This window comes from Chakrabartyella piscis (assembly GCA_030067835.1).
Taxonomy (GTDB): domain Bacteria; phylum Bacillota; class Clostridia; order Lachnospirales; family Anaerotignaceae; genus Chakrabartyella; species Chakrabartyella piscis.
Genome location: CP092441.1, coordinates 1,261,539 through 1,286,375 on the forward strand (window position 1 = coordinate 1,261,539; position 24,837 = coordinate 1,286,375).

Here is a 24,837-nt window from a genome sequence, read left to right on the forward strand (position 1 = left end):
CAAAATAGAAAGTGATGATTAAATGAAAAATTATAAAAGTATAGATTTATTTGCAGGTATTGGTGGAATTAGATTGGGTTTTGAAAGAGCTTTTGGCGAAAATATCAGCACCAATTTTGTCAGTGAGTGGGATGTTAATGCTCAAAAAACATATCGTGCGAATTTTAAAGATAAATTTGATATAGCTGGGGATATTACACATATAGATGAAAATAAAGTGCCAGAATTTGATATTTGTCTTGCGGGTTTCCCTTGTCAAGCCTTTAGCCTTGCTGGGGCAAGAAAAGGCTTCGATGATGATTATAAAGGTATGTCAAGAGGTACGCTGTTCTCTGATATTGTGAGAATTTGCGACAAACACAATCCAAAAGTTATCTTTTGTGAAAATGTGAAAGGTCTTGAAATTCACGATAAAAAGAAAACATATCAAATCATAAAAAAAGCATTAGAGCAGACCGGAAGATATGGATATAAGGTATTTGAAAAGGTACTTAATAGTAAAGATTTTGGTGTGCCACAAAATCGAGAGAGAATTTATATTGTTGCATTCAGAAATGATATTGCACCAAAAGAATTTAATTTTCCATTTCCTACAGACTCTACTAAAACAATACAACATATTATTGAATCCGAAACGGTATCTGTTAAATACTATTTAAGTACAACATATATCAATACATTAAAAGCTCATAAGGCAAGACATGAGGCTAAAGGCAATGGATTTGGGTATGAGATACGATCTATGGACGGAATCGCTGGTGCTATTGTGTGTGGTGGTATGGGTAGAGAAAGAAATTTAATTATTGATGATAGATTGACCGATTTTACACCAGTAACGCATATTAAAGGCGAAGTAAACCGTGAGGGCATAAGAAAGATGACTCCTCGAGAATGGGCAAGATTACAAGGTTTCCCAGAAGATTATAAATTACCGGTTGCTGATGTTCATTTGTATAAGCAATTTGGCAATAGTGTTACAGTTAATGTCATTGAGGAAATAGCAAAAAAAATAAAAGAAGTATTAGTCAAGGTTGAAGAACAAGAAAAATCATTAAAATCAGAAATATTGCTCGTCAATCAAAATGCAATGATTCGTGAGGTGGTTTAATATGGCTAATAATATAACAGGAAACAAAGGCGAATGGAGTGAAATGTATGTATTACTTCGTTTATTATCACAAGGTAAAATCCACGCAGCAGATGAAAATGTAGAAAAAATCGAAGATATATTTTTCCCTATTTTAAAAATTATGCGTGAAGAATTAAAAACAAATAAGTATGAGTATATAGTGAATGATGATGTTGCTAAAATTCAAATATTTTTAAACGATAGTTTCGTCAAAGAATTTGATAAGCAAACTTTTGAAGAACAAGCAGATTATCTTTATTCTCAAATATTACAAGGTGCAAATAGAGCTTTTCCAGTAGCACAAACAGAAGAATTTATGAAAGAAATTGGTTGCACAAGACTTGCTGCACCTTCTTCAGACAAAACCGATATTACAATGCAGATACATGATATACAGACAGGATTTGCACCTGTTTGTGGATTTAGCATTAAATCAGAGGTCGGTAATCCACCAACACTAATTAACGCTACTGGTGCTACTAATTTTATATATGAAGTTACAGGGTTAACAGATAAACAAATATATGGCATTAATGCAATTGAAACAAAGTCTAAGATTAGAGATAGAATGCAAAGAATATTTACCGAAGCAACATCAGTTGATTTTGTAAAAGTAAATAGTGATTCATTTGCAAGGAATATGATGTTAATTGATAGTAGATTAACCGAATTGGTTGCTCATTCCCTTATTTATCACTATCGTGATGGATTTTCAACTTGTAAAGAAGTAATTGAACAAATGGAAAATGACAACCCAATGAATTACCCTACTGAAGGTTTTTATGAGTATAAGTACAAAAAATTATTATGTTCAGCAGCACTTGGAATGACACCTGCCAAAAAATGGGACGGTATAGATGAAGCCAATGGTGGATACATAATCGTTACTGCAAAAGGTGATGTGCTTGCCTATCATATTTATAATCGTGCGTTCTTCGAGAGCTATTTGTTAAATCAAACCAGATATGAGCGTGGTTCAACAAGTAGACACGGTTTTGCAAGTTTGTATAAAGAAGATGGCAAAGTTTACATAAAACTTAATTTGCAGGTAAGGTTTAGATAAATATGAGGTGAAATTATTTGAACGATAATAAATATAATTTTCAAAAATTGACTCCAAAACAAGATGCAGATATCGCTGTATATGATGAAGCCATTGGTTTTACTTTTGAAAATGATGATGTGAAGAATGTTGCTATTTCTGGCGCATATAGCTCAGGCAAAAGTAGTCTTATTGAATCTTATAAAACCAAGCACCCTGAAAAACAGTTTATACATCTTTCGCTTGCTCATTTTCGTTCCTCAAAACAAGAAGATGATACTAGTGAAGATGATGGAAAAGTTAAAGAATCTGTACTTGAAGGTAAAATATTAAACCAACTAATTCATCAAATCTCAGCTGAGAAAATACCTCAAACGAATTTTAGAGTGAAAAAAGAAGTGGATAAAACTTCTATAGTTTTGATTACGACAGTTATATCGGTATTTGTGAGCTGTGTGTGCTTCTTGATGTTTCATGGCAATATAATTCAGTACACAAGTGTATTACCAAGTGGGTGGATGAAGTCGTTATTAGATGTTTTGATAACCCCATATAGCGTTATAATTGCTGTATTGCTCCTGATAGTATGTGGAATCGTTTTTGTGTTTACCGTGGTTAAAACGCAAAAGAACAAAAATATTTTCCATAAAATAAGTCTGCAGGGCAACGAAATCGAGATATTTGAGAAACAAGATGAATCCTACTTCGATAAATACCTTAATGAAGTTCTTTATTTATTCGAAAATGTAGATGCAGATGTTATTGTTTTCGAAGATATGGATCGCTTTAACGCTAGCAAAATTTTTGAGCGGCTTAGAGAGGTTAATACGCTTGTAAATATCCATCGCAAAAAACAACAAAAAGAAAAGTACAAGCCTTTAAGATTTTTCTATCTTATTAGAGATGATATTTTTATATCAAAAGATCGAACAAAGTTTTTTGATTACATTGTCCCTGTTGTTCCAATAGTTGATAGTTCTAACTCACATGAGCAATTTATAAAACATTTGAAGAAAAGTGGATTGCTGGAAAAATTTAATCAAAGTTTTTTGCAAGGTTTATCCCTGTACATTGATGATATGCGTATCCTTAAAAATATTTATAATGAATTTGTTGTGTACTTTAATCGTTTAAATATAACGGATTTGAATTGTGATAAAATGTTGGCTATGATTGCATATAAGAATATTTTCCCAAGAGATTTTAGCAATTTACAACTAAAACAAGGCTTTGTGAATGAAATATTTGCTCAAAAATCAAATTTTGTTACAACTGAAATAGAATTGTTACAAAATAAAATTAATGCTGTGAATAATCAAATCGACTTAGTAACCAAAGAAAGTTTAATCAATGAAGAGGAAATCGACATTATTTATGATCACAAAATATCATCTTTACCTACGGACTATTATGGTCGTCCAAGAAATTCAAAAGATGTTGATACATATAATGAAGAAAGAGAAAAAAGAAAACAAGTATTAAAGGATAAACTTGGCAATGCTATTGTGAATTTTGAGAAAGAGATGGTTACTTTTGAACTTGAAATTAATAAAGTAGAAAGTAAGTTAATGAAAGATATTATTTCTCGTGAAAATATTGAGGTTATCTTTTCTGCAAAATTTGAAAACGAAATAGGAGCTGTTAATGAATTTACTGAAATTCGAGGTAGCGAATATTTTGATTTACTAAAATATTTGATACGCAATGGGTTTATTGACGAAACCTATTCCGATTATATGACCTATTTCTACGAAGATAGCATTAGTGCAAATGACAAGACATTTTTAAGAAGAATAACTGACAAACGAGGTGCAGAATATACCTATAAGTTAAAAGAACCCATGAAAGTAATTTCTTCGCCGTTGCTAAGACAAGTTGATTTTGAGGAAGAAGAAGTTCTTAATTTTGATTTAGTGCAATGTATACTCGATAATTCCTCGGATAATAAGTATGATAACTATCTAAAAACATTGATTTCGCAGTTAAATGAAAATGGGAAATTTGACTTTGCTTCGCAATACTATAGTAAGGATATTTCGCACGAAACATTTGTTATAAAGATCAATGAATACTGGAATAGTTTTTTCTACACTGTATTGAAAAATGATAAACTTCCAAAGGAACAGATACGAAAATACAGCATTGAAACACTGTATTATTCCGATGATAAAACTGTTAAATTAGTGGATATAGACGAATGCTTGAAAGACTACATATCATATAGCGATGACTATTTGCAAATAAAAGAACCAAATATTCCAAGCTTGATTGCTAGGTTTAAATTGTTGGATATATTATTTGTGACATTTAATTATGATGTATCTAACAAAGACTTGTTTGGACAAGTTTATCAAGAAAATCTTTATGTGATTAATTTTAGCAATTTGAAATTGATGTTGCAAAAAGAATATAGTATAGATAATGAAGATGATATCATACACAAGAATTATACTTTGGTACAATCTGATCCAAATTCGCCTTTGGCTAAGTATATAGCAAATAATTTATACCAATATATTGAGGTGGTTTTATTAAGTTGTGCTGGGGAAATTTATGATGATCTTAACGAAGTGATTTATCTGTTGAATTGTGATGAGATAGAGCAACAGCAAAAAGAAGAGTACATAGATGTGCTGTCGACCACGCTGAATGACATTTCAGCTATTACTGACACGTCCCTGTGGAAGCCCCTTCTCCTTAAAGAATTGATTAAATTTGATGAAGATAATGTATTAGAATACTACAGACAGTTTGGCTTGGTAAGAGAATTGATAGATTATATTAATATCTCGGTTAAACCTCTTGACTTTACCAATGCTAAAGGTGGATTTGGTGAAGAAATATGTAATAAATTCTTTGGTTCTGTGTTTGCAAACAATGAAATTGATACAGATAAATACCAAACTATCCTCCTTGGTTTGGGGTATTATTATAATACATTTACAACAGAAAATATTGAAAATGCGAAAATGACTGTACTTATAGCAGAACAAATTATTCGCATGACTTCTGATAATTTGTTGCATTTAAGAGAACATTACGCTGGTCATGTAAGTGTATTTATTGAAAGAAGTTTAGATAAGTACCTTGAATTGCAGAACACCGAGCTTTTTGTTTTAACTGAGGCATTGCAAGTTATAAAGTTGGACTTTGAGGTTGACAGAAAAATTAAACTTATTTCATTAACATCTGAACCTATATCTATAATAAATAATGCGTATGAGGATGAGGTGTGTGTTCATATTTTAACACATAATTTGGACAGTGAGGATTTAGACAGCTTGTATCAAAATTACTCTAAGTATCAAGAAAGGACGAAAGAGAAAGTCTTCAATTTGGCTATTGAATATATCAGCAATCTAATTGATTCAAAAGCCGAGATTGATGATTTATTGTTATCACTTCTGTTTGAGACAGGTAAAATTGATTTTGGTTATAAAACAAATCTTCTTGATAATATATTGCCTAAATTAAATGAGGAAAGCTGCTGTGCGATATTTGATAAGGTAGGTGTAACTGAGCTGAAGAATATTTTTACAAAAGGAAGTGGTAGGAGAAAATACAATATAACTGATCAAAATATTGAAATATTAGATGTGTTAAAGAAGCATGGGTGGATTTATACATATAATGTTGATGAGCATAACGAGTCAAAATGTTATATTGTTAAAAACAAACCTAAATCTAAAGTAGAATTTTTAGATTAGTATGTCTCACTTAGTCATAGATTTAGAGAAGTTTCATTGATTATTTTGATACTACTGTGATACTAAAAATTTGACTTCTCATAAATAATAGGTATAATGAGGATATAAAGCGAACAAAATAACACCAAATAGATACAAAAGTATCCTAGATTAAATAAAACTTTGCGAGTGGGAATGAAATGAGAAAACCTCGAAAGCCTTGATATTACAGGGTTTTCGAGGATATTTTTTTGTCTAGCGTACTGAAAGCGTACTATTATTTTAAAAGCTCTAACCGTTCCGCTACTTCCCCATGCTTGTTAGGGTAGAGGTGGGAATAGGTCTGTAGGGTGGTTTCTATGTTCTCGTGCCCCAGCCTTTCAGAGATTAGGAGCGGAGAGATGGAATGTCAACACTTTTTTGGACAATTTTTATAAGGTCAGTACCCGATATTCGGCTGGTGTTCTATAATCCAAAGAGCCATGCAAACGTATGTTATTGAACCAATGCACATAGTCTGCAAGTTCTAACTTCAATTGCTCCAAACTGACGAAATTTCGTCCTCGAACAAATTCTGTTTTGAATACCTTGAAATTGGCTTCTGCAACTGCATTATCATAGGGGCAGCCCTTCATGCTGAGGGATCGTTTGATCTGAAACACATCTAACATTTCATCAATGAGATAGTTTTTAAACTCGCTGCCTCGATCCGTATGGAACAACTCGATTTCAGATAAATTCCCTTTGATTGTTGCAAAAGCATCATATACCAACTGAGCATTTTTGTGAAGTCCTGCACTAAATCCAACGATTTCTCGGTTGAATAAATCAATTAAGATACAAACATAGTTCCATTTATAGTTCACTCGAACATACGTCAAATCCCCAACAATTACTGCATTGGGAGGCTGGTTATCAAATTGACGAGCTAGTTCGTTTTTTACTGGCGACTCATTGCATTGTTGCTTTTGTGGTTTGAACTTGGCAACGGTATAGACCGAAATTAGCCCTAAACGTTTCATAATGCGGCAAATTCTGCGTCTAGAAACCTGTTTGCCCAACTTCTTCAGCTCTTTTTTCATTTTACGACTTCCGTAGACTTCTTTATTTTCATAAAAAATCCGTTCAATTTCTTGTTCTAATTCCGTATCATCTTTCTTGGACGAAGCCTCGTAATAGTAGGTACTCCTGCTGATTTCAAGGCATTTACACATGGCTGATATAGAGTATTTGTGTCGATTTGCTCGAATTACAATTACTTTCGTCCGAATATCAGCGCCGCTTGCTTTAGTATGTCATTTTCCATTCGTAGCTGTTGTAGCTCTTTACGAAGTTTGATGAGTTCAGCTTCTTCTGGTGTGCGATTATCAGCTTCTTTTGTAGAACCAGTAGCATTGTAACGCTGTATCCAGCGATTCAGTGCCGATGGTGTTAAATCGTATTCACGATTGATATCTGCTTTCGATTTTCCGTTGTTATATAATTGAACCATCTGCTGTTTAAATTCTTCTGTAAATTCTCTTCGTTGTCGTTTTTTAGTCATGTAATCATCTCCTTATTTTATATTAGTTTTATTTTACATGACCTTATCTTTTCTGTCTAGTTAAGTATAGCCATTCCATGGACGCCAAGGGCAATCTGTATGATGAAGTGCAACGAGTTTCGTTTGAATGTTTGTACCAGCACCACATTTCGCTGTACTTCCGATTAACACTCTAACACTACCTTTACGCACTTTTGCAAAGAGTTCAGCCTTTTGTTGTTCTGTATTCGCATCGTGGATAAATTTAATCTCATCAGGTGGCACACCTTTTTCAATGAGCTTGTTTTTAATATCATCGTACACATTGAAAGTACCATCATAATGTGGGGTAGAGAGGTCACAGAAGACAATTTGTGTACCACTGGTAGGCTTGCTTTCCTCCCAAATATCAAATACATTTTTTACACAAGTGTTAATTTTGCTATCCTCATTATCAGGTAACATATCATTTCCAAGCCTTTGGTCAAGTGCTAGTTTTCGCCCATCAGAAGTGATTTTAAGCATATTGTCAATGTTTGGCTCAACATCTTTATTCCTAACAGCTTCAGCACGATCTGCAAGGTTTTCTACCATCTCTTGTTGAAACTCTGATGGCTTTGTAACTACTGTTTCGTGAATAGCTTTAGGCACAGGAAGATTAAGCATATCAGCAGTTTGAATATCCGACGCTTCTTTCCAAATGTTAATAAGTTCAGGCAAATTAAAGAACTTAGCGAAACGAGTTTTACTTCTAAAACCAGTTCCTTCAGGTGCAAGTTCAATGGCTGTTATTTTCTCACCAAAGTTTGCAGCCCATGCGTCAAAGTGGGTCAAATCAAGCCTTTCAAGAGTATTATACTGCAAGTATCTCATCATGGTGTAGAGTTCCGTCATGCTATTGCTGACAGGTGTGCCAGTGGCAAAAACCACACCTTTCCCACCTGTAAGTTCGTCCATGTATTGGCACTTTGTAAACATATCCGTTGACTTTTGTGCCTCCGATTGTCCAATACCAGCGACGTTGCGCATTTTAGTATGCAAAAACAAGTTTTTGAACAAATGTGCCTCATCTACAAATAGCTTATCAACTCCTAATTCTTCAAATGTGATAACACTATCTTTTCGTTCTTGTGTAGCAAGTTTTTCAAGCCTTGTTTCAAGTGATTTCTTCGTTTTTTCTAGTTGTTTAATGGTGTAGCGTTCTCCATTTTGCGATTTTGCATCGTCAATGGCACGAAGAATGTCACTGACTTGTTTTTTTAGAATAGCTTCTTGCCTTGCAACAGATAGAGGGATTTTCTCGAACTGACTATGCCCAATTACCACAATATCAAAATCACCAGTGGCAATACGTGAGCAGAATGTTTTTCGATTAGCTGGCTCAAAGTCTTTTTTCGTGGCTACCAAAACTTTTGCACCAGGATATAGCTGATAAATATCAGCACCCATCTGCTCGGTCAAATGGTTTGGCACTACAAAGAGTGATTTTTGATTTAAGCCTAATCGTTTACCCTCCATAGCACTTGAAATCATTGTAAATGTTTTACCTGCACCAACACAGTGAGCAAGCAAGGAATTCCCACCATACATAGTTCTTGCAACAGCGTTTTTCTGATGATCGTTTAGAGTAATAAGTGGGGACATACCATCGAATTTAATATGCTCACCATTAAACTCACGAGGACGAGTGGAGTTATAAATTTCATTGTAGACTGCTGATAAATCTTCACGCCTTTGTGGGTCTTTCCATACCCATTCTTTAAAAGCTTCACCGATTTGCTCTTGTTTTTGCTGTGCTATGGTGGTTTCTTTTGCATTTAAAACACGGATTTCTCTGCCTTCATCATCGTATTTTTTATCATAGATACGAGTATCACGCAAGTTTAAGCTATCTTCGATAATAGCATAGGCATTTTTGCGTTTTGTACCAAAAGTCGCAAAACTTTTCGGATTGGCTCTATCTTCGGATTTACCTTTGACATTCCATTCACCACTGTATTTAGAGTAGTTAATATCAATTTTACTGCCTTGTGAATATCGTGGAGTTCCAAGCAGTTCAAACATAAACTGAGCATAGTATTTCGGCTCTATCCAAGTCGCACCTATACGCACATCAATTTCACTGGCTGATAGTTCCTTTGGTTGTACCTTTGTAAGCATTTCAACATTGACGTTGTATTCAGGATAACTTTCAGCAGCTACCTGTGCCATACCAAGTTTTTCACGCACATTACCACTTAAGTATTCATCAGAAGTTAAAAACCTAGCATTTGTATTATCTTCGCCACAATGAAGTGGGTCTTTAAAGATTATACCTTTAAGATTTTCTATCACTTCATCGGTAGTATATTTTTCGCTGAGTAAACTTGACATAAAGCCAAGGTCAACACCAGCTTTTTCTGCAATAGAAATAGCAAGTGCTTCTGACGGAGTGTCAACACTTGCTACTTTAACAGAATTTTTAATTGTCCTTTTTGTGAAAATATCGGCTTTGCCTTTTAAGTTGCGTTCTTCATCTAGTTTTTCAAGGGAGCATAGCAGTGGGTAGCTAACATCATTGGAAAATAGCCTTTTGCTCGTTCTTGAATTGATTAGACCATGTTTTTTATTGTAACTGTCATAAAAGGTATTCAGTTCAGATTGTGCCTTTTGTAACTCTTCATCGGAACATGCATCAAGCTGCATTTCAATAATTTCTCTTGTTTTATCACGGACAGCAAGCAAATCTTTCATTTTTACATTGTCTTTATCCGAAAGCAAAACTTCACTCATTCGGCTATTTTCTCTAAAATACACCTTATCATCTACAAGAGTATAACTGAAATTTCTAACATCAGGAGTAGCACTGATAGAAGTATCCACTTCTTTATCATCAGCTTGCACCTTTTGGTTTAACAGTTCGTTATTCGGCTCTGCAAGGTGGGTAATGGCATTTTGTAATTGCTCTGATAGTGGACTATCTACATTAGGGTTACAAGTGGACTCCATTCCAAATGGTCCACTTACCATAGCCATTTCGCCCATAATCATTTGTGGGTTATCAATGAAATATTGGTTAAGAGAAACACCATCTGCATTTTCAGCAACATTTACCCAAGATGGCAAAGTTTCAGGAGCATGGTCACGCTTTTGGAGGAAGATAATATCAGATGTTACCTCTGTGCCAGCGTTTGCTTTAAATGCTGTGTTTGGAAGTCTAATTGCACCTAGCAAATCGGCTCTCTGTGCTAAATATTCACGCACCGAACTACTTTGTTTATCCAGTGTGCCTTTGCTTGTAATAAAGGCAATAATGCCACCTGTACGCACTTTATCAAGAGTTGCACCAAAGAAATAGTCGTGAATTAAAAATCCTTGTTTATCATACCTTTTATCAGCTATGCCATAGTTACCAAAAGGCACATTACCAATAGCAGTATCAAAGAAATTATCAGGGAAGTTTGTTTTTTCGTATCCTTTGATATGAATATCTGCGTTAGGGTAAAGCTGACTTGCAATTCTACCTGTTAGGCTATCAAGTTCTGCACCATATAGTTTGGTATCTGCCATAGTCCTCGGTAGCATACCAAAAAAGTTACCACTTCCAAGTGCAGGATCTAGCATATTCCCATCGGTAGACACACCCATATTTTCTAAGGCTTCATACATAGAACGAATGACAACAGGCGAGGTATAATGGGCATTTAGAGTGCTTGCCCTTGCTTTTTCGTATTCATCATCAGTAAGCAAGTTTTTAAGCTGTGCATATTCGCTTGACCACGCTGCTTTGCTATTGTCAAAGACTTCTGATAAACCACCAAAACCAACATATTCGTGTAAAATTTCTTGTTCATCAGGTGTTGCACGTCGGTGTTCACTTTCAATGGTTTTGAGTGTTTCAATGGCTTGGATATTTCTTGCAAACTTTTCTTTTGCAGTACCTACACCTAAATCATCATTGGTAATCTTAAAGTTGATTTTAGGCAAGCTGAGCCAGCTTGACCGCATATTTACGTTTAAATTTTCAGAACTATTTAAACTTTCGTCCGCAGATGATAAATTTCGATTATCGGAATACTTTGTTGCGATATTGGATCCAACGTCACGTTGGTCTTTTTGTGGTGGGGTAAATTCCAAAGTACCACCATCGAAGTCAAACGCAACACTGCCTTGTTCAGCTTTCCAAGCCTTAAACTTCTCATAGATTTCAGGTGTCATATTATCGCCTAAAATCTCGCCATAAGGAGTAATAGAGGTGGTTTGTGTGGTATAAACTAAATCGCCACTTTTACCGACTGTGTATTTTACACCATCAGCATTATAGCCTATAACATCTTGGTCATTGTATTTAGAGTAATCAAGAGTAAGGTCGCTGAAGTTATCAAAAAACAAAATATCAGGTGGGGTGGGTGCTTGTTCCATTGTAAGCAAAGTATCAACTGCTTTTTGTGCCTCTTCTTTTGTGGGATAGGCTTGATAAATCAAGTTAGGATATTGGTGCTTTTCCCAACCCTCATAGTTAAACTCATTGTCACGGACAACATAGGAACGGTCAAAGCCTTCTTCTAGCAATTCGATGGTGTAGCGTGGTGCATCCACGATAGTAGCAGTGTCTATCTCCAACTGCATGGTTTGTTGTGGCTCATTTCGTTCTTGTTCTAATACCAAGTCACGAGCGTGGCTGACACTTACCATTTGCATCACTGGTAAGGTACTATGAACATCACGCAAATACACAGTATCGTCTTGATACTGTACTTGCTCAATAGAGAATAATTTACCCTCGTATTGCACCTGAGAGCCAATGGGAATAAATTCACTTGATTTATGTGCTGTTAAGAGTGTATGTTCCTCATTTTTAGCACCTAAGAAACGAAAATCAATTCCTTTTAAGGCTAGTTTTGTACTGGCAATCCGCCAATCCGCCATGTTTGTGCCAGTTATGTAGGAGTTGCCAAGTTCGGAAATATCTCGCTGCAACAATTTGCTCTCAATAATCGGTGCGACTTGTTCAGCATCTTTGCCATAAAATAGCAGTAGTTCTCCAGCCACAACACCAATTACATCATTTGGATATTTTGCCTTGGCTTCTAAAAATGCAATAACACTTTGTTCGCCTTGGACGATTTTTTCTTGTCTTGCAATAGTTTCTTCTTTTGATACTTGTGGATAGAATAACGTGGCTTTTTCTTTAATTTGCTTAATTGCAAGAGGTGGCATATCATTGTCATAAATTTTTACAGTACCATCTTCAGCAATATGAGCAATATTTTTATAATCGTTATTTTCTGTATCGAAGTAATTCCAAACAGTAGTACCATTCCCTAAGTTCCCATAACCTAATACAAATTCTTTGCCATCATCACCAATATATACAATCATTTCTTCATCTTTAAAATGGCTACTTGATTTAACAAATTCACTTGCAAAATCACTATACATAATTGTTCTTGTAGATGGTGTGTTAAGTTTACTTTCGTCCTGTTCTACAAGTTCAACCACCTTATTTGCAAGAACATCAGTAGTAGCATTATCATCAAGTTGCTCTTTCGCATACTCAATAAATTCTTCCGAAACAACTAAGCCTTTATCTTGTAAAATACTTTGAACAGTATTTACTTCCTCTATATCCATAACGCTTTCATCTACTGGCATAGGTGCAGAGAAATCGAGTGTTAATTGCCCATATTCATCAGAATTAAGTGTAGGCTGTCTTTTATTTTCAAGTTTTCGTGCAAGAGAAGTGATGTCATTTCCTTCTACTACTTTTTCGATTTGCGTAACTGGAGTTAGCCTTTTATTTTTTGATGGATAGACTTCATAAGTGCCATTTTTATAGGCTGTCACATTATCAAAAGCCTTTTGCATATCGGAAAAACCACGCTCGTCGGAAAGCGTATTATCGAGGGCGTATGTCATTTGCTCTAAAAGATTATCCACAAAACCATCATTATCAATCTGTTCTGCAATGGCATTGACATTTCCCCAATAGTCATCAATTTTGGAGTCAAAAGGACGCTCCAAGTCCTTTGGTGAGTGATGATAAAAACTTTTTATGGATACAGCAAGTTTTTGCTTTGTAAAGGTAGGAATATATGCCTTTTCGCTATCATTTAAGTAACGATTTTCTTTAATATACCCCTCAATTTTCTTTGCGATTTGCCCATAATTGAGCATTGTTTTCTCATAAGGATTTAAAATTTCACCACGTTTAAACTCAATACCCTTAGCACTTGACATTGTGCTAAGTCCACCAACACTATGACCACCGATACCTTGTTTATCATTTAAAAATCTTGCTTTTTCCTTACTATCCTTGCCACTTTGGAAAAACAGGTAAGCTTCGATTTTTCTATCATTTACACTGCTTTCACGCCCTATGAAATAATAATCCAATTCATCTTGTGTGATAAAACTTTCTTTTATTCTTTCAAACTCATCACGAGCAGGAGGGAAGTTTATAGGCTTATTGTTCATATCCTTAATGATGTTTTGTATATTGTACAAACTTCTTGTTCCACTTTTAAAACGCATAACTCCTTCTTCGCCAGCGTTTTCGTGATCTTGTATCATTTGCTTTATGCCATCATTCATATCAGCAAATTTTTCGCTGTCTTTAAAGTGTTTTGAAATTTCCACAAGACAATCAGGGTAGCCAAAACGGGTAACGATATTATCGAGCTTCTCATTTTTATAGCCATCATCTCTATCACGATACATATATGAGTAAGTGCCAGCGATATGGTGCATATAGCTTTCTTGCGACTGTTCTAAAATCTCATTATTTGCAAATCTGCCATCTTCTAAAAGTCCACGCACTTTTTCAGCCACTTGCTCCCAAGAGAGATTGATTTTATTTCGTGATAGCCTAACCAATGTGCCTTTTGCTATCTGCATACCAGTTTCGTTAAACCAAACAGCATATTTCTGTCCGTCAATATCAAAACCTTTGCCACCAGTCCCATAGTGTTTTTCAAGAAATTTAGAATTATCCTGTAAATCGGTAGTATAGGCAAAATGCCCAGCAATGCGTGGAAGATTAAACTTTGTGAGTTCATTGTTGCCTGATGTTAGAATTTTATCTACCACATTAAGAGGAATTACATTGTTATCCATCACTGGATTTTTTGCAAAAGAAAAAGCAACAGATTTCTCTGTCGCTTTGCTTTCTACTATATGTTCAATTTGCTGCTCAACTGATGGAAAGAGTGAGATTTGCGTTGTTTTTTCGGCTTGTTTTTTTCTAAAAGATGGCAGAACCATATTGTTAGTTAAACCTTGTACCAAATCCCAAGATAGAGTGCTTTCGGCTTTTCTTGATAGGTATGAGCCGTTCCACACAGTAAGTCCATTATCAGTAGCTTTATACCCAAGCCTTATATCTTCGTGCATTATTTCCACAAAAGCATCCCCGAAATTATGTGACATATATTCGGCTCTATCATCATTTGAAAAATGGGCAGAAAAATAAGCTGAAATTTCTTCCAGCTTATTTTTAAAGTGGGTATCATGGCTTAATATTGCTTTTAAATATTCCTCTGATTTTTCATCAGTGGTGACAAAGTCTAGCAGTAAATCAGTTCCCTTAGAACTACTTCCTCTGCCTGTGCTTTGATGTTCGTTACCATCTGCACCCATAACATCTGATTGGTGGCTTTCAGTTCCTCCGTTACGTTCTGCGACTTCATCATTTGCTCCATCATCAAGTCCACTTGTTCCTCTGCTTGATTGTCTATCTCGCACAGATGTGGCCACAAACTCCCGTCTGTCAGCATCCTGCTGTATGTCCCTCGTCTGTGATTTTTCAGATGTGTTTCCCTGAGAAGTCCGTATTTGCCCACTGTATCTGGATAATCCTCCAGTCCTAGCGTCAAGTTCGGAATTTGGTAATCGCCATTCTTTTGATAGGTTAGATTCTCAACTTCCTGAAATTTTGACACTAAATAAAAACAAAACCCAATAAAGTCCAGTAAAATCGGCAAATCTATTGATTTTTCTGGGCTTTTAGTGTATACTATTCTTAGTGGGTATACTCACTAAGAAAGGAGAGCGTATGTACTTTGATTTTACAGTAGAAATACCTGAGAGCAAGGGGAAAATCACAAGGAAAAAGATAAAAGATGTAACGTACATTAATTATGAATATGACCGAATATATAAACCTGAAAAACAATATACGATTCCGAAACGAACTACAATAGGGAGACGATGCGAGGAGGATATTGAAAAAATGTATCCCAATGCAAACTATCTAAAATATTTTCCGGATAAAGAACTACCAGATAAAAAGGATCGTAGTAAAAGAAGTTGTTGTCTTCGGATAGGTTCATATTTGATGATACAGAAGATTATTAAAGACTATGAACTTGATACGATGCTAAAGCGTATCCTTGGTAAAAATGAGGATCTGTTTTTGGATTTAGTTACATACTCTATTATTGCAGAAAATAACGCAGCACAATATTATCCAGACTACGCTTATAACCATCCGCTCTTTACATCTGATATGCATATTTATAGTGATAGTAAAGTATCTGATTTTCTTAGTGAAATCACAATAAATCAAAGTGTTGGATTTCTGAATGAATGGAATGCGTCACGTAATCATAGGGAACAGATTTACATATCGTATGATTCTACTAACATGACCTGTCAGGCAGGTGATATAGATTTGGCAGAGTTTGGACATTCGAAAACGGGGGATGATAAACCGATTATTAATCATGCTATCGCCTACGATAGAACGAATAGAGAGCCTCTGTTTTGTGAGGATTATCCTGGAAGTATAGTTGACATATCTCAACTTCAATACATGCTAGAGAGAGCAAAGGGATATGGATATCGTAAAGTTGGATTTATCTTAGATAGAGGATACTTTAGTAAAGAAAATATTCACTTTATGGATAAGAACAACTATGAGTTTGTAATCATGGTAAAGGGAATGAAGAAGATTGTACAGCCACTTATCCGTCAACATTTAGGTGAGTTTGAAGAAGATAGAAAGACAAGTATTCGAAAATACAAAGTGAATGGAATTACAATAAAAGATTTTTTGTATCCATCTGATGAAAAAGAACGATATTTTCATATTTACTATAGTACTAAGAAACATCTTATGGAAAGAGAACTATTGGAAAACAAAATAGATCAAATGGCACGAACACTGAAAAAGATGGAAGGAAAGCCTGTAACTATAGCAAAGAGTTTCGAGAAATATTTCGATTTAATTTACCACCATCCAGGACAAGAGGATGAACGATTTACAGTAGCAAGAGAAAAAACAGATATAGTCAGTGATGAAATGCGTATGTGTGGGTATTTTTGTATTATTACATCTAAGAAGATGTCAGCGAAAGATGCATTAGAATTATATAAAAGTAGGGATAATTCAGAAAAACTATTTAGTGCTGAGAAGTCATTCCTAGGAAATCGAGGGCTTCGTGTGCAATCGGACGAATCAGCTGAGACGAAGCTTTTCATTGCATTTGTGGCATTAATTATACGTAGCAAGATTTATACTAGCCTCAAAGATGCTGAGGAAGAAAGTGAAACGAAACATAATTTCATGACAGTCCCAGCCGCATTAAAAGAACTGGAAAAGATTGAGATGACAAGGCACTTAGATAATTGCTATCGTCTAGATCACGCAGTAACAAAAACACAAAAAACGATTTTAAAGGCATTTGGAATTGATGCGAATTATATCAAAAGAAAATCAGAAGAAATAGGAGCTGTTTTGGCAGAGTCATAGGAGGATTAGAGAAATGGGAAGACGTAGTATATCGATAGATGAAAAGATAGAACGAGCTAAAGAACATGTATTCAAATGTAAAGATAAATATGATGAAGCACTAGCAGAGTTAGTTGCATTGCAGGAGAAGAAAAGTGATCTGCAAAAACAAGAGTTACTGGAAGCTATGGAGAATAGCACACGAAGTTACGAGGACATTTTGAAGTTTCTTGAAGGTAAATAAACATTAGGTCTGGGACGATTTTGTAAACGTCCTAGACCTATAAATGTTTTAGTGGGTAAATTTCAGGAAGTTGAGAATGATATTTTGGTGAATGAGTACATTGCAAATCAAAATACAGCATGATAATATAAATATAAGAAGCGACAAATAAAAAAGATGTAATGACAAATAAAAAGGAGGCGGATTATGGGGTTTCAGTTACCAAAAGATTTCTTTTTTGGCGCTGCAATGTCTGGACCACAAACAGAGGGTGCATACAATAAAGGTGGCAAAATAAGAAATGTATGGGATTTGTGGTCTGACGAAAGAATTTCTGATTTTCATAATAGAGTGGGCAGTTATGTCGGTAATAATTTTTATGAAAAATACGAAGAAGATTTCAAAAGTTTCAAGGATTTGCAATTGGATTCTGTGAGAACATCCATGCAATGGAGCAGGCTTTTGGATGAAAATGAGAACATCAACATGGAAGGTGTGGAGTTCTACAACAAAGTCATCCAAAGTGCAAAAAACAACAATATTGAATTGTTTATGAATTTATATCACTTTGATATGCCAGAGTATTTATACAAAAAGGGTGGTTGGGAAAACAGAGAAACTGTGGAAGCATTTGCAAATTACGCAAAGGCGGCATTCACCACATTTGGTAAGGAAATTAAATATTGGTTTACATTCAATGAACCAATTGTAGAGCCAGACCAAAGATACAGACATGGCTTGTGGTATCCATTTTTGAAAGATGCCAAACGAGGAATGAATGTACAATACAATATTTCTCTTGCACATTGTCTTGCGGTGGGCGAGTTTTACAAAGCGAAGGAAAAAGGTTTGTTGCATGAAGATGCACAAATTGGTTTGATCAACTGTTTTGCACCTCCATATACAAAAGAAAATCCATCTGCAGAAGATTTGGAAGCTCTTAGGATGGAAGATGGCATCAACAACAGATGGTGGCTTGATATTGCTGCTAATGGAAAGTTGCCAGAAGATGTGTTTGCAACATTGAAAGAGGTGGATATGCTTCCAGAAATGCGTGCGGGAGATTCAGAAATCTTCAAACTAGGCAAGGTGGATTGGTTGGGCTTCAATTATTATCACCCATCCAGAATTCAAGCACCCAAAGAACGGTTTGATGAAAATGGACATTATAAATTTTCTGACACATATGTCTGGAAAGATGCTAAAATGAATGTATATAGGGGATGGGAAATTTATCCAAAAGGTATTTATGATTTTGGTATGAAAATGAAAAATGAATATCCTCATTTGAAATTCTTCATTGCAGAAAATGGTATGGGCGTTGAAAATGAAGGACGATTCAAAAATGAAGATGGGGAAATTCAAGATGATTACAGAATTGAATTTGTCACAGAACATTTAGAATGGATTGCAAAATCCATTGAAGATGGGGCGCAGTGTTTGGGCTATCATTACTGGGGGTTAATTGACAACTGGTCTTGGAGCAACGGATTTAAAAATAGATATGGATTCATTGAAGTGGATTTAACCAATCAATACAAACGTACCTATAAAAAATCGGCACACTGGATCAAAGAGACTATAGAAAACAACAAATCAAATTAAGAGGGGCATGGAAAGGGGAAAGAAATGAAAATCGATTTTGAAAATTCTAAGTTTGTGGAAAAGTTTACAATGCTTGCAGGGAGATTGGGGAACCAAGTCCACCTAAAAACATTGAGAGATGCATTTGCAACCATTATGCCTTTGTATATTTTGGCAGGGATTGCAGTTTTGATCAACAACACTGTTTTGGGTTGGTTGTTTGATGGGGCAACATTGTCTTCTTTGCAATATTGGGGCAACGCAATCGTCAATGGCACATTGAATATCAGTGGTTTGTTGATTGCACCTTTGGCTGGGTATTATATGGCACAAAACAGAGGGTTTGACAATCCTTTGGCAGCAGCAATCTTATCCATGGCAACACTTGTGGTTATGATGCCTGCAACCATTCTTTCTACACCAATCGGTGCAGATGCAGCGGTAGAAATTGGTAGTGTACTTTCTTTCTCCAACATCGGTACAGGCGGTATGTTTGCTGGTGTTATCATTGGTCTTTTGGCAACAGAATTGTTTGTAAAAATTTCCAGCATTGAAAAATTGAAAATCAACCTTGGTGATCAAGTGCCACCAGCAGTTGGCAAATCCTTCAATGTTTTGATTCCAATTATCATTATTGTATCTGTTTTCGCAATCATTTCTGCAGTGTTGTTCAACGTATTTGACACAAACCTTGTATCTATGATTACTTCTTTCATTCAAGAACCTTTGCGTTTGGTGACAACGGGCTTGTGGGGTTGTGTAATTTTGTATACCTTGGGGAACTTGTTGTGGATTTTCGGTATCCACCAATCTGTAATCTATAGCTCCATTTTGGAACCATTGTTGATCATCAACATGACACAAAATATGGCGGCTTATGCTGCTGGCGAAGCAATTCCAAACATCATCAATGTTGCAATGGTACCTACATTTGGTATGATGGGTGGTTCTGGTTCTACAATCTGCTTGTTGATTGCAACCTTCCTCATTAGTAAAAATGCAGCTTCTAAGAGTATTTCCAAAATGTCTTTGGGACCTGGCTTATTCAACATCAATGAACCTGTATTGTTCGGTTATCCAATCGTTTACAACATCGCAATGGCAATTCCATTTGTCCTTGTTCCAGCCCTTGGGATTATCATTTCCTATGTAGCAACAAGCCTTGGTTGGATCAGTTATTGTGTTGTGCAAGTGCCTTGGACAACACCACCACTTTTGAGTGCATATCTTGCAACAGCAGGTGATTTCAGAGCAGTAATTTTGCAAGCAATCATCTTGGTATTGGGTGTTTTGATTTATATGCCATTTGTAAAAATCAATGATAATGTTATGAGTAAAGATGCAGAATAATAGACAAAACTACATAGAAAAGGAGCGATTTGCAATGAAGAATATTTTACTTGTTTGTAATGCGGGAATGTCCACAAGTATGTTGGTGGCAAAAATGCAAAAGGCAGCTGTGGAAATGAATGTGGAAGCTCACATTGAAGCAAAACCTTTGACAGAAGCAAAAATGGGATTGGGCGATGTGGATATTGTGTTGCTTGGACCACAAATCAGATATGAAAAAGCAAATGTGGAAAAAATTGCTGGCTCCATTCCAGTTTTGCCTATTGATATGCGTGATTATGGTACAATGAATGGCAAAAAGGTTTTGGAAACTGCTTTGGCAAAAATGGGGGAATGATGATATGGATGAAGAATTGGCAATGATCTGTTTTGGTATCATTTCAAATAGCGGTAGCGCAAAATCTTGTTATATCGAAGCCATTCAAAAAGCAAAAGAAGGAGATTTTACAGGTGCAGAAACCTTAATGACAGAAGGTGAAAATTGCTTCCATGAAGCACACACTGTGCATTTGGATCTTATTACAAACGAAGCTTCTGGCGATGGTGTTCTCGCTTCTTTGTTGTTGATTCATGCAGAAGATCAAATGGCAAATGCAGAAATGGCGAAAGTTTTTGCGGAGGAAATCATCAGCCTATATAAAAAATTGGCATAAGACATAGTCAAAAAATTGAAAAAATCATTGACACGTTAAGGAGAGGCACTAGGGTGTATACCCCTAGTGCCTTTTGCGGCAAAAAATAGATAGAAAATGGAGAAAAAACAATAAAAACAACAAAAACAACAAAAAGGAGGGCATTATGGATTTGATTTTTTTGGAACCTGTATTAAAACATTACATCTGGGGCGGAACCAAACTGAGAGAAGAGTTTCATTACAATGTGGATGGGGATAACATTGGTGAATGTTGGGGTGTTTCGGCGCACAAAAATGGAGACTGTAATATTTTGGGTATGGAAGGCGAAACACTGAGCAGCCTTTGGAGAAAACGACCAGAATTATTTGGGAAAAGTGCGGAAGAAACAGCGGAAAATGTATTTCCTTTGCTGATTAAAGTCATTGATGCAAAAAATAATTTGAGCATACAAGTTCATCCAGATGATACTTATGCAAAGATACATGAAAATGGTTCTTTGGGCAAAACAGAATGTTGGTATGTTTTGGATTGCGAGGAAAATGCGGAATTGGTTTTGGGGCATACTGCAACCACAAAAGAAGAATTGCAACATATGATTGCAGAAAATAAATGGGAAGAATTGTTGCAGAAGATTCCTGTAAAAAAAGGTGATTTTTTCCAAATTGATCCGGGAACGGTTCATGCCATTGGTGGTGGTATCACCTTATTGGAAACACAACAAAATAGTGATATTACATATCGATTGTATGACTATGGTCGATTGCAGAATGGTTTGCCAAGAGAATTGCATATCGAAAAAAGTGTTGATGTGATTACGGTGCCAGCGGTATCAGGTGCATCTTGTATCATAGATACAAACGGAAAACCAGTCAATGCCCTCAACCTTTTGTATGATTGCCCATATTATAAGGTGTTTGCACTGCAAGTGGAAGGCAAGGCAACAATCCAAAAGGAATATCCATATATGATGATGTCTGTGGTTGAAGGTGAGGGCGAAATCAATGGTGTGTCAATCCAAAAGGGCGAGCATTTTATTTTGACTACAGAGCTGGAAATCGCTGAATTTGTAGGCAATATGACACTTGTTGCATCGGTAGAATAAGGAAAAATGAAGGGTTTTGACATTTTGCGACTGGTAAGGGTGTATTTTTTTTTGCTTTTTTTATGGATATGTATTGAATTTATTATAAAAACAGTGTAACATATAGACAAGATGTAATGACATATCGATTAAATTGCAATGCAAATTAAAATACATGCGTGGTCTAAGATGTTGAAGGAAAGGATTGGTAGACATCGCATGAAAATTGGAGCATTGGAAGCAGGCGGCACAAAAATGGTTTGTGCAATTGGTACAGACCGAGGCGAAATATTAGATAGAATTGAAATCAAAACAGAAACACCAGAAGTCACCATGGCAAAAATTATTGATTATTTCAGACAGTTTGATATTGCGGCTCTGGGCGTTGGTTGCTTTGGTCCCATTGATATCCACAAGGAATCAGAAACATATGGATATATTACAGCAACAACAAAACTTGCGTGGGTCAATTATAATATAGTTGGAACATTGGAAGAAGCCTTGGGTGTGAAAGTTGGGTTTGATACAGATGTCAATGGTTCTGCTTTGGGCGAAGCCACTTGGGGAATTACACAAGGGATTCAAAATAGTATGTATATCACAATTGGAACAGGGATTGGCGCTGGTGTTATTTCAGAAGGACGTTTGTTGCATGGGATGTTGCATCCAGAAACAGGACATATTCAAATGAAACAACATCCAAAAGATATATTTACAGGATGGTGTCCGTATCATGGAACTTGTTTTGAGGGTATGGCAGCGGGGCCAGCTATTGAAAAACGATGGGGAAAAAAGGCTGTAGAATTGAGTGATACTATGGAAGTTTGGGAAATGGAAGCATACTATATTGCCCAAGCTCTTGTCAGCTATACTATGATACTTTCCCCAGAACGCATTGTTTTGGGAGGTGGCGTTATGAAACAAACACAGTTGCTGCCACTCGTTCATGCAGAGTTCAAGCGTCAAATGGCGGGGTACATTCAAACAAAAGAAATTGCAAAAATAGAAGATTTTATTGTATTGGCAAGTTTGCAAGATGACCAAGGGATTTTGGGAGCTGTGCAATTGGGCGTGGAGGCACTTGCTGTGTGAAGTATGCAGAAAGATAAAAAGTAGGTAGAGTGGATATGTTTCGATATGAAGAAATTGCGGAAGATTTGCAAAAGAAAATCAAAGATGGTGTGTATAAGACTTCTGAAAAATTGCCTAAGGAATATGAACTGTGCGATCAATATGAAACCAGTAGAACTACAATTCGAGAAGCTATGCAGTTGCTGGAAAACAGGGGGCTGATTTTCAAGCGCCGAGGCTCTGGTAGTTATGTAAAAAGCATTAGCGAGGAAGAAGAAGTACGCAAAGGTTTCTTACAATCTTCACAATTCAGCGGTTTCACTAAAGATATGGGAGAGCAAAAGGTGTCTTCTCAAATTATAGAGTTTGCTGTGGTAAATCCGCCAAGGGAAATTGCGGCAGCTTTGAAAATGTCCGTTGAGGATTTTGCTTATTATGTTTGTAGAATTCGACTGGTGGATGGTGAACCCTTTGTTGTAGAATATACCTATATGCCCATTCAGGTGATATCTGGCGTAACCAAGGATACGGTGCAAAAATCCATTTATGCACATATCGAAAATGTACTGCGGTTGAAAATTAGAAGCTGTCATCGAATTGCAAAAGCTATGATGCCAACCGAAAAGGAAACAGAATGGTTGGCAATTGATGATGGCAGTGTATGTATTCTGGCTATTGAACAAGTGGCGTATCTGGATGACGGTCGGATTTTTGAATATTCTGTATCTCATCATAGATCTGATAAGTTTGAATTGAAAACCATTACAATTCGATAAATATTGTGGGATTAAATACCTCTTATTAGAACAAGCTAAAAACAGCTTGTCCTCTGATAAGGGGTATTTTTGTATATGGATATATTTTGCAAAGTGAAAGGGAATTTGATTTCTAGTTTTTTATATTACTTAGTCATGGTAGTAGATTATTTTATTTGAGAACACTGGATGTAAATTTAATGTTTAAAGGGTTAAGCTAATCAAAAGCTACAATGTCATAAAGCCAATACTTGAGAGTTGATGATAAAGTTGATAGACAAAATCGTCGTAGGATAAAATGGGGTGGGTGTGATTCTTTGGAAAGGAGTTATAAGTATTTAAAAGTTACGGAATGAAAAAATTTCACTATCTTTATGCAAGTATCTTCTGGGATATTTTAGGAATTTGACAGAACAAAACCCACAGCATAGTTAAAGGTAAGTGTGCTGTGGGTTGGTTTTAAGATTAGGTGAATTTTGTGTGGTGGATTGGGATATGGTATTTTAAAATGAATGCTCAGATTCCCTACATAAGGGTTTTATCGTTTATTATAGTTTCCAAAAGTTATGTGTAGTGGATTGTATTGAACTAAATGTAAGAAGTTTATGGAAATCAAAAGTTTTTGAAATACAACTTAAAAATTCTATTCTACATCTAATTTTTGTTACATATTGGTATAGCTTATACTTCAAACTTCGAGTATTGTGTGTTTACAAAATAGAAAAGGAGATGAACCCAAATGGAAACCAAGAACTTATGTGCTCAAATTCCAATAGACCTACACCAGAAAGTCAGTGATGAGCGAGAGCAAAAAGGTATCACAACAAGCCAATATGTAACAGAAATCTTAGAAGAATTTTATCGAATGAAGGAGGCAAAGCCAATGACAAAAGACACCAGAACACTAGCACTGCAAATCCCAGAGGAACTGTTTGAGAGAATCAAAGACCACTTGCAGAAAACAGGAATGAAGCAAAAAGACTTTATCATCGGCTTGATTTTAGAAGCCTTAGAGGACGAAGAAGTAGCAAACTGAGTAGTAGAAAACTA

At 35.8% G+C, this 24,837-nt stretch carries 16 protein-coding genes and 1 pseudogene; 13 read left to right on the forward strand and 4 right to left on the reverse strand.

The window, feature by feature from the left end:
• Window positions 1-22 precede the first annotated feature (22 nt).
• Genes dcm through MJY40_RS05660 form a run of 3 tightly spaced genes read left to right on the forward strand, consistent with a single transcriptional unit; the run spans window position 23 to window position 5,878 of the window.
• On the forward strand, window positions 23-1,108 hold the full coding sequence (gene dcm / locus MJY40_RS05650; protein ID WP_317856055.1) for a DNA (cytosine-5-)-methyltransferase: 1,086 nt from the start codon (window positions 23-25) through the stop codon (window positions 1,106-1,108).
• Window position 1,109: 1 nt separating this feature from the next.
• Window positions 1,110-2,192 carry an HpaII family restriction endonuclease gene (locus MJY40_RS05655; protein ID WP_317856056.1) on the forward strand — a complete coding sequence of 361 codons (1,083 nt, stop codon included), beginning with the start codon at window positions 1,110-1,112 and terminating at the stop codon, window positions 2,190-2,192.
• A gap of 17 nt (window positions 2,193-2,209) precedes the next feature.
• Complete coding sequence (locus MJY40_RS05660) at window positions 2,210-5,878, forward strand: YobI family P-loop NTPase (RefSeq protein WP_317856057.1); 3,669 nt, start codon at window positions 2,210-2,212, stop codon at window positions 5,876-5,878.
• Between the two features lie 256 nt (window positions 5,879-6,134).
• On the opposite strand, the pseudogene MJY40_RS05665 reads toward MJY40_RS05660, so the two are convergent.
• The 4 genes and pseudogenes from MJY40_RS05665 to MJY40_RS05680 form a co-directional block, all read right to left on the reverse strand.
• Window positions 6,135-6,254, reverse strand: a pseudogene (locus MJY40_RS05665) (site-specific integrase); the annotation flags it as partial.
• Between the two features lie 34 nt (window positions 6,255-6,288).
• Window positions 6,289-7,400, reverse strand: a protein-coding gene (locus MJY40_RS05670) for an IS3 family transposase (protein ID WP_317853734.1) whose coding sequence is annotated in 2 segments (ribosomal slippage) — window positions 6,289-7,148 and window positions 7,148-7,400 — 1,113 coding nt in all. Because the reading frame shifts where the segments join, the coding sequence is not laid out codon by codon here.
• Window positions 7,401-7,460: 60 nt separating this feature from the next.
• Window positions 7,461-14,996, reverse strand: coding sequence for a DEAD/DEAH box helicase family protein (locus MJY40_RS05675; protein WP_317856058.1), 7,536 nt, complete (start codon window positions 14,994-14,996; stop codon window positions 7,461-7,463).
• Entirely contained in the window at window positions 14,924-15,298 is a 375-nt protein-coding gene (locus MJY40_RS05680) for a TnpV protein (protein ID WP_317856418.1), read from the reverse strand. Before MJY40_RS05680 ends, MJY40_RS05675 begins: the two co-directional genes overlap by 73 nt.
• 113 nt (window positions 15,299-15,411) lie before the next feature.
• Between MJY40_RS05680 and MJY40_RS05685 the strand changes: the two genes are divergently transcribed.
• The 10 genes from MJY40_RS05685 to MJY40_RS05730 all read left to right on the forward strand — a co-directional run bounded on the left by MJY40_RS05685 (window position 15,412) and on the right by MJY40_RS05730 (window position 24,823).
• Window positions 15,412-17,109, forward strand: coding sequence for an IS1634 family transposase (locus MJY40_RS05685; RefSeq protein ID WP_317853737.1), 1,698 nt, complete (start codon window positions 15,412-15,414; stop codon window positions 17,107-17,109).
• Window positions 17,110-17,122: 13 nt separating this feature from the next.
• Entirely contained in the window at window positions 17,123-17,332 is a 210-nt protein-coding gene (locus MJY40_RS05690) for an ErpK protein (protein WP_317853736.1), read from the forward strand.
• Between the two features lie 186 nt (window positions 17,333-17,518).
• On the forward strand, window positions 17,519-18,916 hold the full coding sequence (locus MJY40_RS05695; RefSeq protein WP_317854500.1) for a glycoside hydrolase family 1 protein: 1,398 nt from the start codon (window positions 17,519-17,521) through the stop codon (window positions 18,914-18,916).
• 24 nt (window positions 18,917-18,940) lie between these two features.
• On the forward strand, window positions 18,941-20,245 hold the full coding sequence (locus tag MJY40_RS05700; protein ID WP_317854499.1) for a PTS sugar transporter subunit IIC: 1,305 nt from the start codon (window positions 18,941-18,943) through the stop codon (window positions 20,243-20,245).
• 34 nt (window positions 20,246-20,279) lie between these two features.
• Window positions 20,280-20,582: a PTS sugar transporter subunit IIB gene (locus tag MJY40_RS05705; RefSeq protein ID WP_317854498.1), complete on the forward strand. Its 303-nt coding sequence runs from the start codon at window positions 20,280-20,282 to the stop codon at window positions 20,580-20,582.
• Between the two features lie 4 nt (window positions 20,583-20,586).
• Window positions 20,587-20,898 carry a PTS sugar transporter subunit IIA gene (locus MJY40_RS05710; protein WP_317854497.1) on the forward strand — a complete coding sequence of 104 codons (312 nt, stop codon included), beginning with the start codon at window positions 20,587-20,589 and terminating at the stop codon, window positions 20,896-20,898.
• A gap of 145 nt (window positions 20,899-21,043) precedes the next feature.
• Window positions 21,044-21,982 carry a type I phosphomannose isomerase catalytic subunit gene (locus MJY40_RS05715; RefSeq protein ID WP_317854496.1) on the forward strand — a complete coding sequence of 313 codons (939 nt, stop codon included), beginning with the start codon at window positions 21,044-21,046 and terminating at the stop codon, window positions 21,980-21,982.
• Window positions 21,983-22,180: 198 nt separating this feature from the next.
• On the forward strand, window positions 22,181-23,053 hold the full coding sequence (locus MJY40_RS05720) for an ROK family protein (protein ID WP_317854495.1): 873 nt from the start codon (window positions 22,181-22,183) through the stop codon (window positions 23,051-23,053).
• Window positions 23,054-23,088: 35 nt separating this feature from the next.
• Window positions 23,089-23,808: a GntR family transcriptional regulator gene (locus MJY40_RS05725; RefSeq protein WP_317854494.1), complete on the forward strand. Its 720-nt coding sequence runs from the start codon at window positions 23,089-23,091 to the stop codon at window positions 23,806-23,808.
• Window positions 23,809-24,526: 718 nt separating this feature from the next.
• A complete protein-coding gene (locus tag MJY40_RS05730; protein ID WP_317854493.1) occupies window positions 24,527-24,823 on the forward strand; it encodes a 4-oxalocrotonate tautomerase in 297 nt (98 codons plus the stop codon).
• Window positions 24,824-24,837 lie beyond the last annotated feature (14 nt).

Coding starts and splice junctions, on each gene's coding strand:
- dcm (WP_317856055.1), top strand. CDS start 23: ATGAAAAATTATAAAAGTATAGATTTATTTGCAGGTATTGGTGGAATT.
- MJY40_RS05655 (WP_317856056.1), top strand. CDS start 1,110: ATGGCTAATAATATAACAGGAAACAAAGGCGAATGGAGTGAAATGTAT.
- MJY40_RS05675 (WP_317856058.1), bottom strand. CDS start 14,996: ATGGGTGCAGATGGTAACGAACATCAAAGCACAGGCAGAGGAAGTAGT.
- MJY40_RS05685 (WP_317853737.1), top strand. CDS start 15,412: ATGTACTTTGATTTTACAGTAGAAATACCTGAGAGCAAGGGGAAAATC.
- MJY40_RS05690 (WP_317853736.1), top strand. CDS start 17,123: ATGGGAAGACGTAGTATATCGATAGATGAAAAGATAGAACGAGCTAAA.
- MJY40_RS05695 (WP_317854500.1), top strand. CDS start 17,519: ATGGGGTTTCAGTTACCAAAAGATTTCTTTTTTGGCGCTGCAATGTCT.
- MJY40_RS05700 (WP_317854499.1), top strand. CDS start 18,941: ATGAAAATCGATTTTGAAAATTCTAAGTTTGTGGAAAAGTTTACAATG.
- MJY40_RS05705 (WP_317854498.1), top strand. CDS start 20,280: ATGAAGAATATTTTACTTGTTTGTAATGCGGGAATGTCCACAAGTATG.
- MJY40_RS05710 (WP_317854497.1), top strand. CDS start 20,587: ATGGATGAAGAATTGGCAATGATCTGTTTTGGTATCATTTCAAATAGC.
- MJY40_RS05715 (WP_317854496.1), top strand. CDS start 21,044: ATGGATTTGATTTTTTTGGAACCTGTATTAAAACATTACATCTGGGGC.
- MJY40_RS05720 (WP_317854495.1), top strand. CDS start 22,181: ATGAAAATTGGAGCATTGGAAGCAGGCGGCACAAAAATGGTTTGTGCA.
- MJY40_RS05725 (WP_317854494.1), top strand. CDS start 23,089: ATGTTTCGATATGAAGAAATTGCGGAAGATTTGCAAAAGAAAATCAAA.
- MJY40_RS05730 (WP_317854493.1), top strand. CDS start 24,527: ATGGAAACCAAGAACTTATGTGCTCAAATTCCAATAGACCTACACCAG.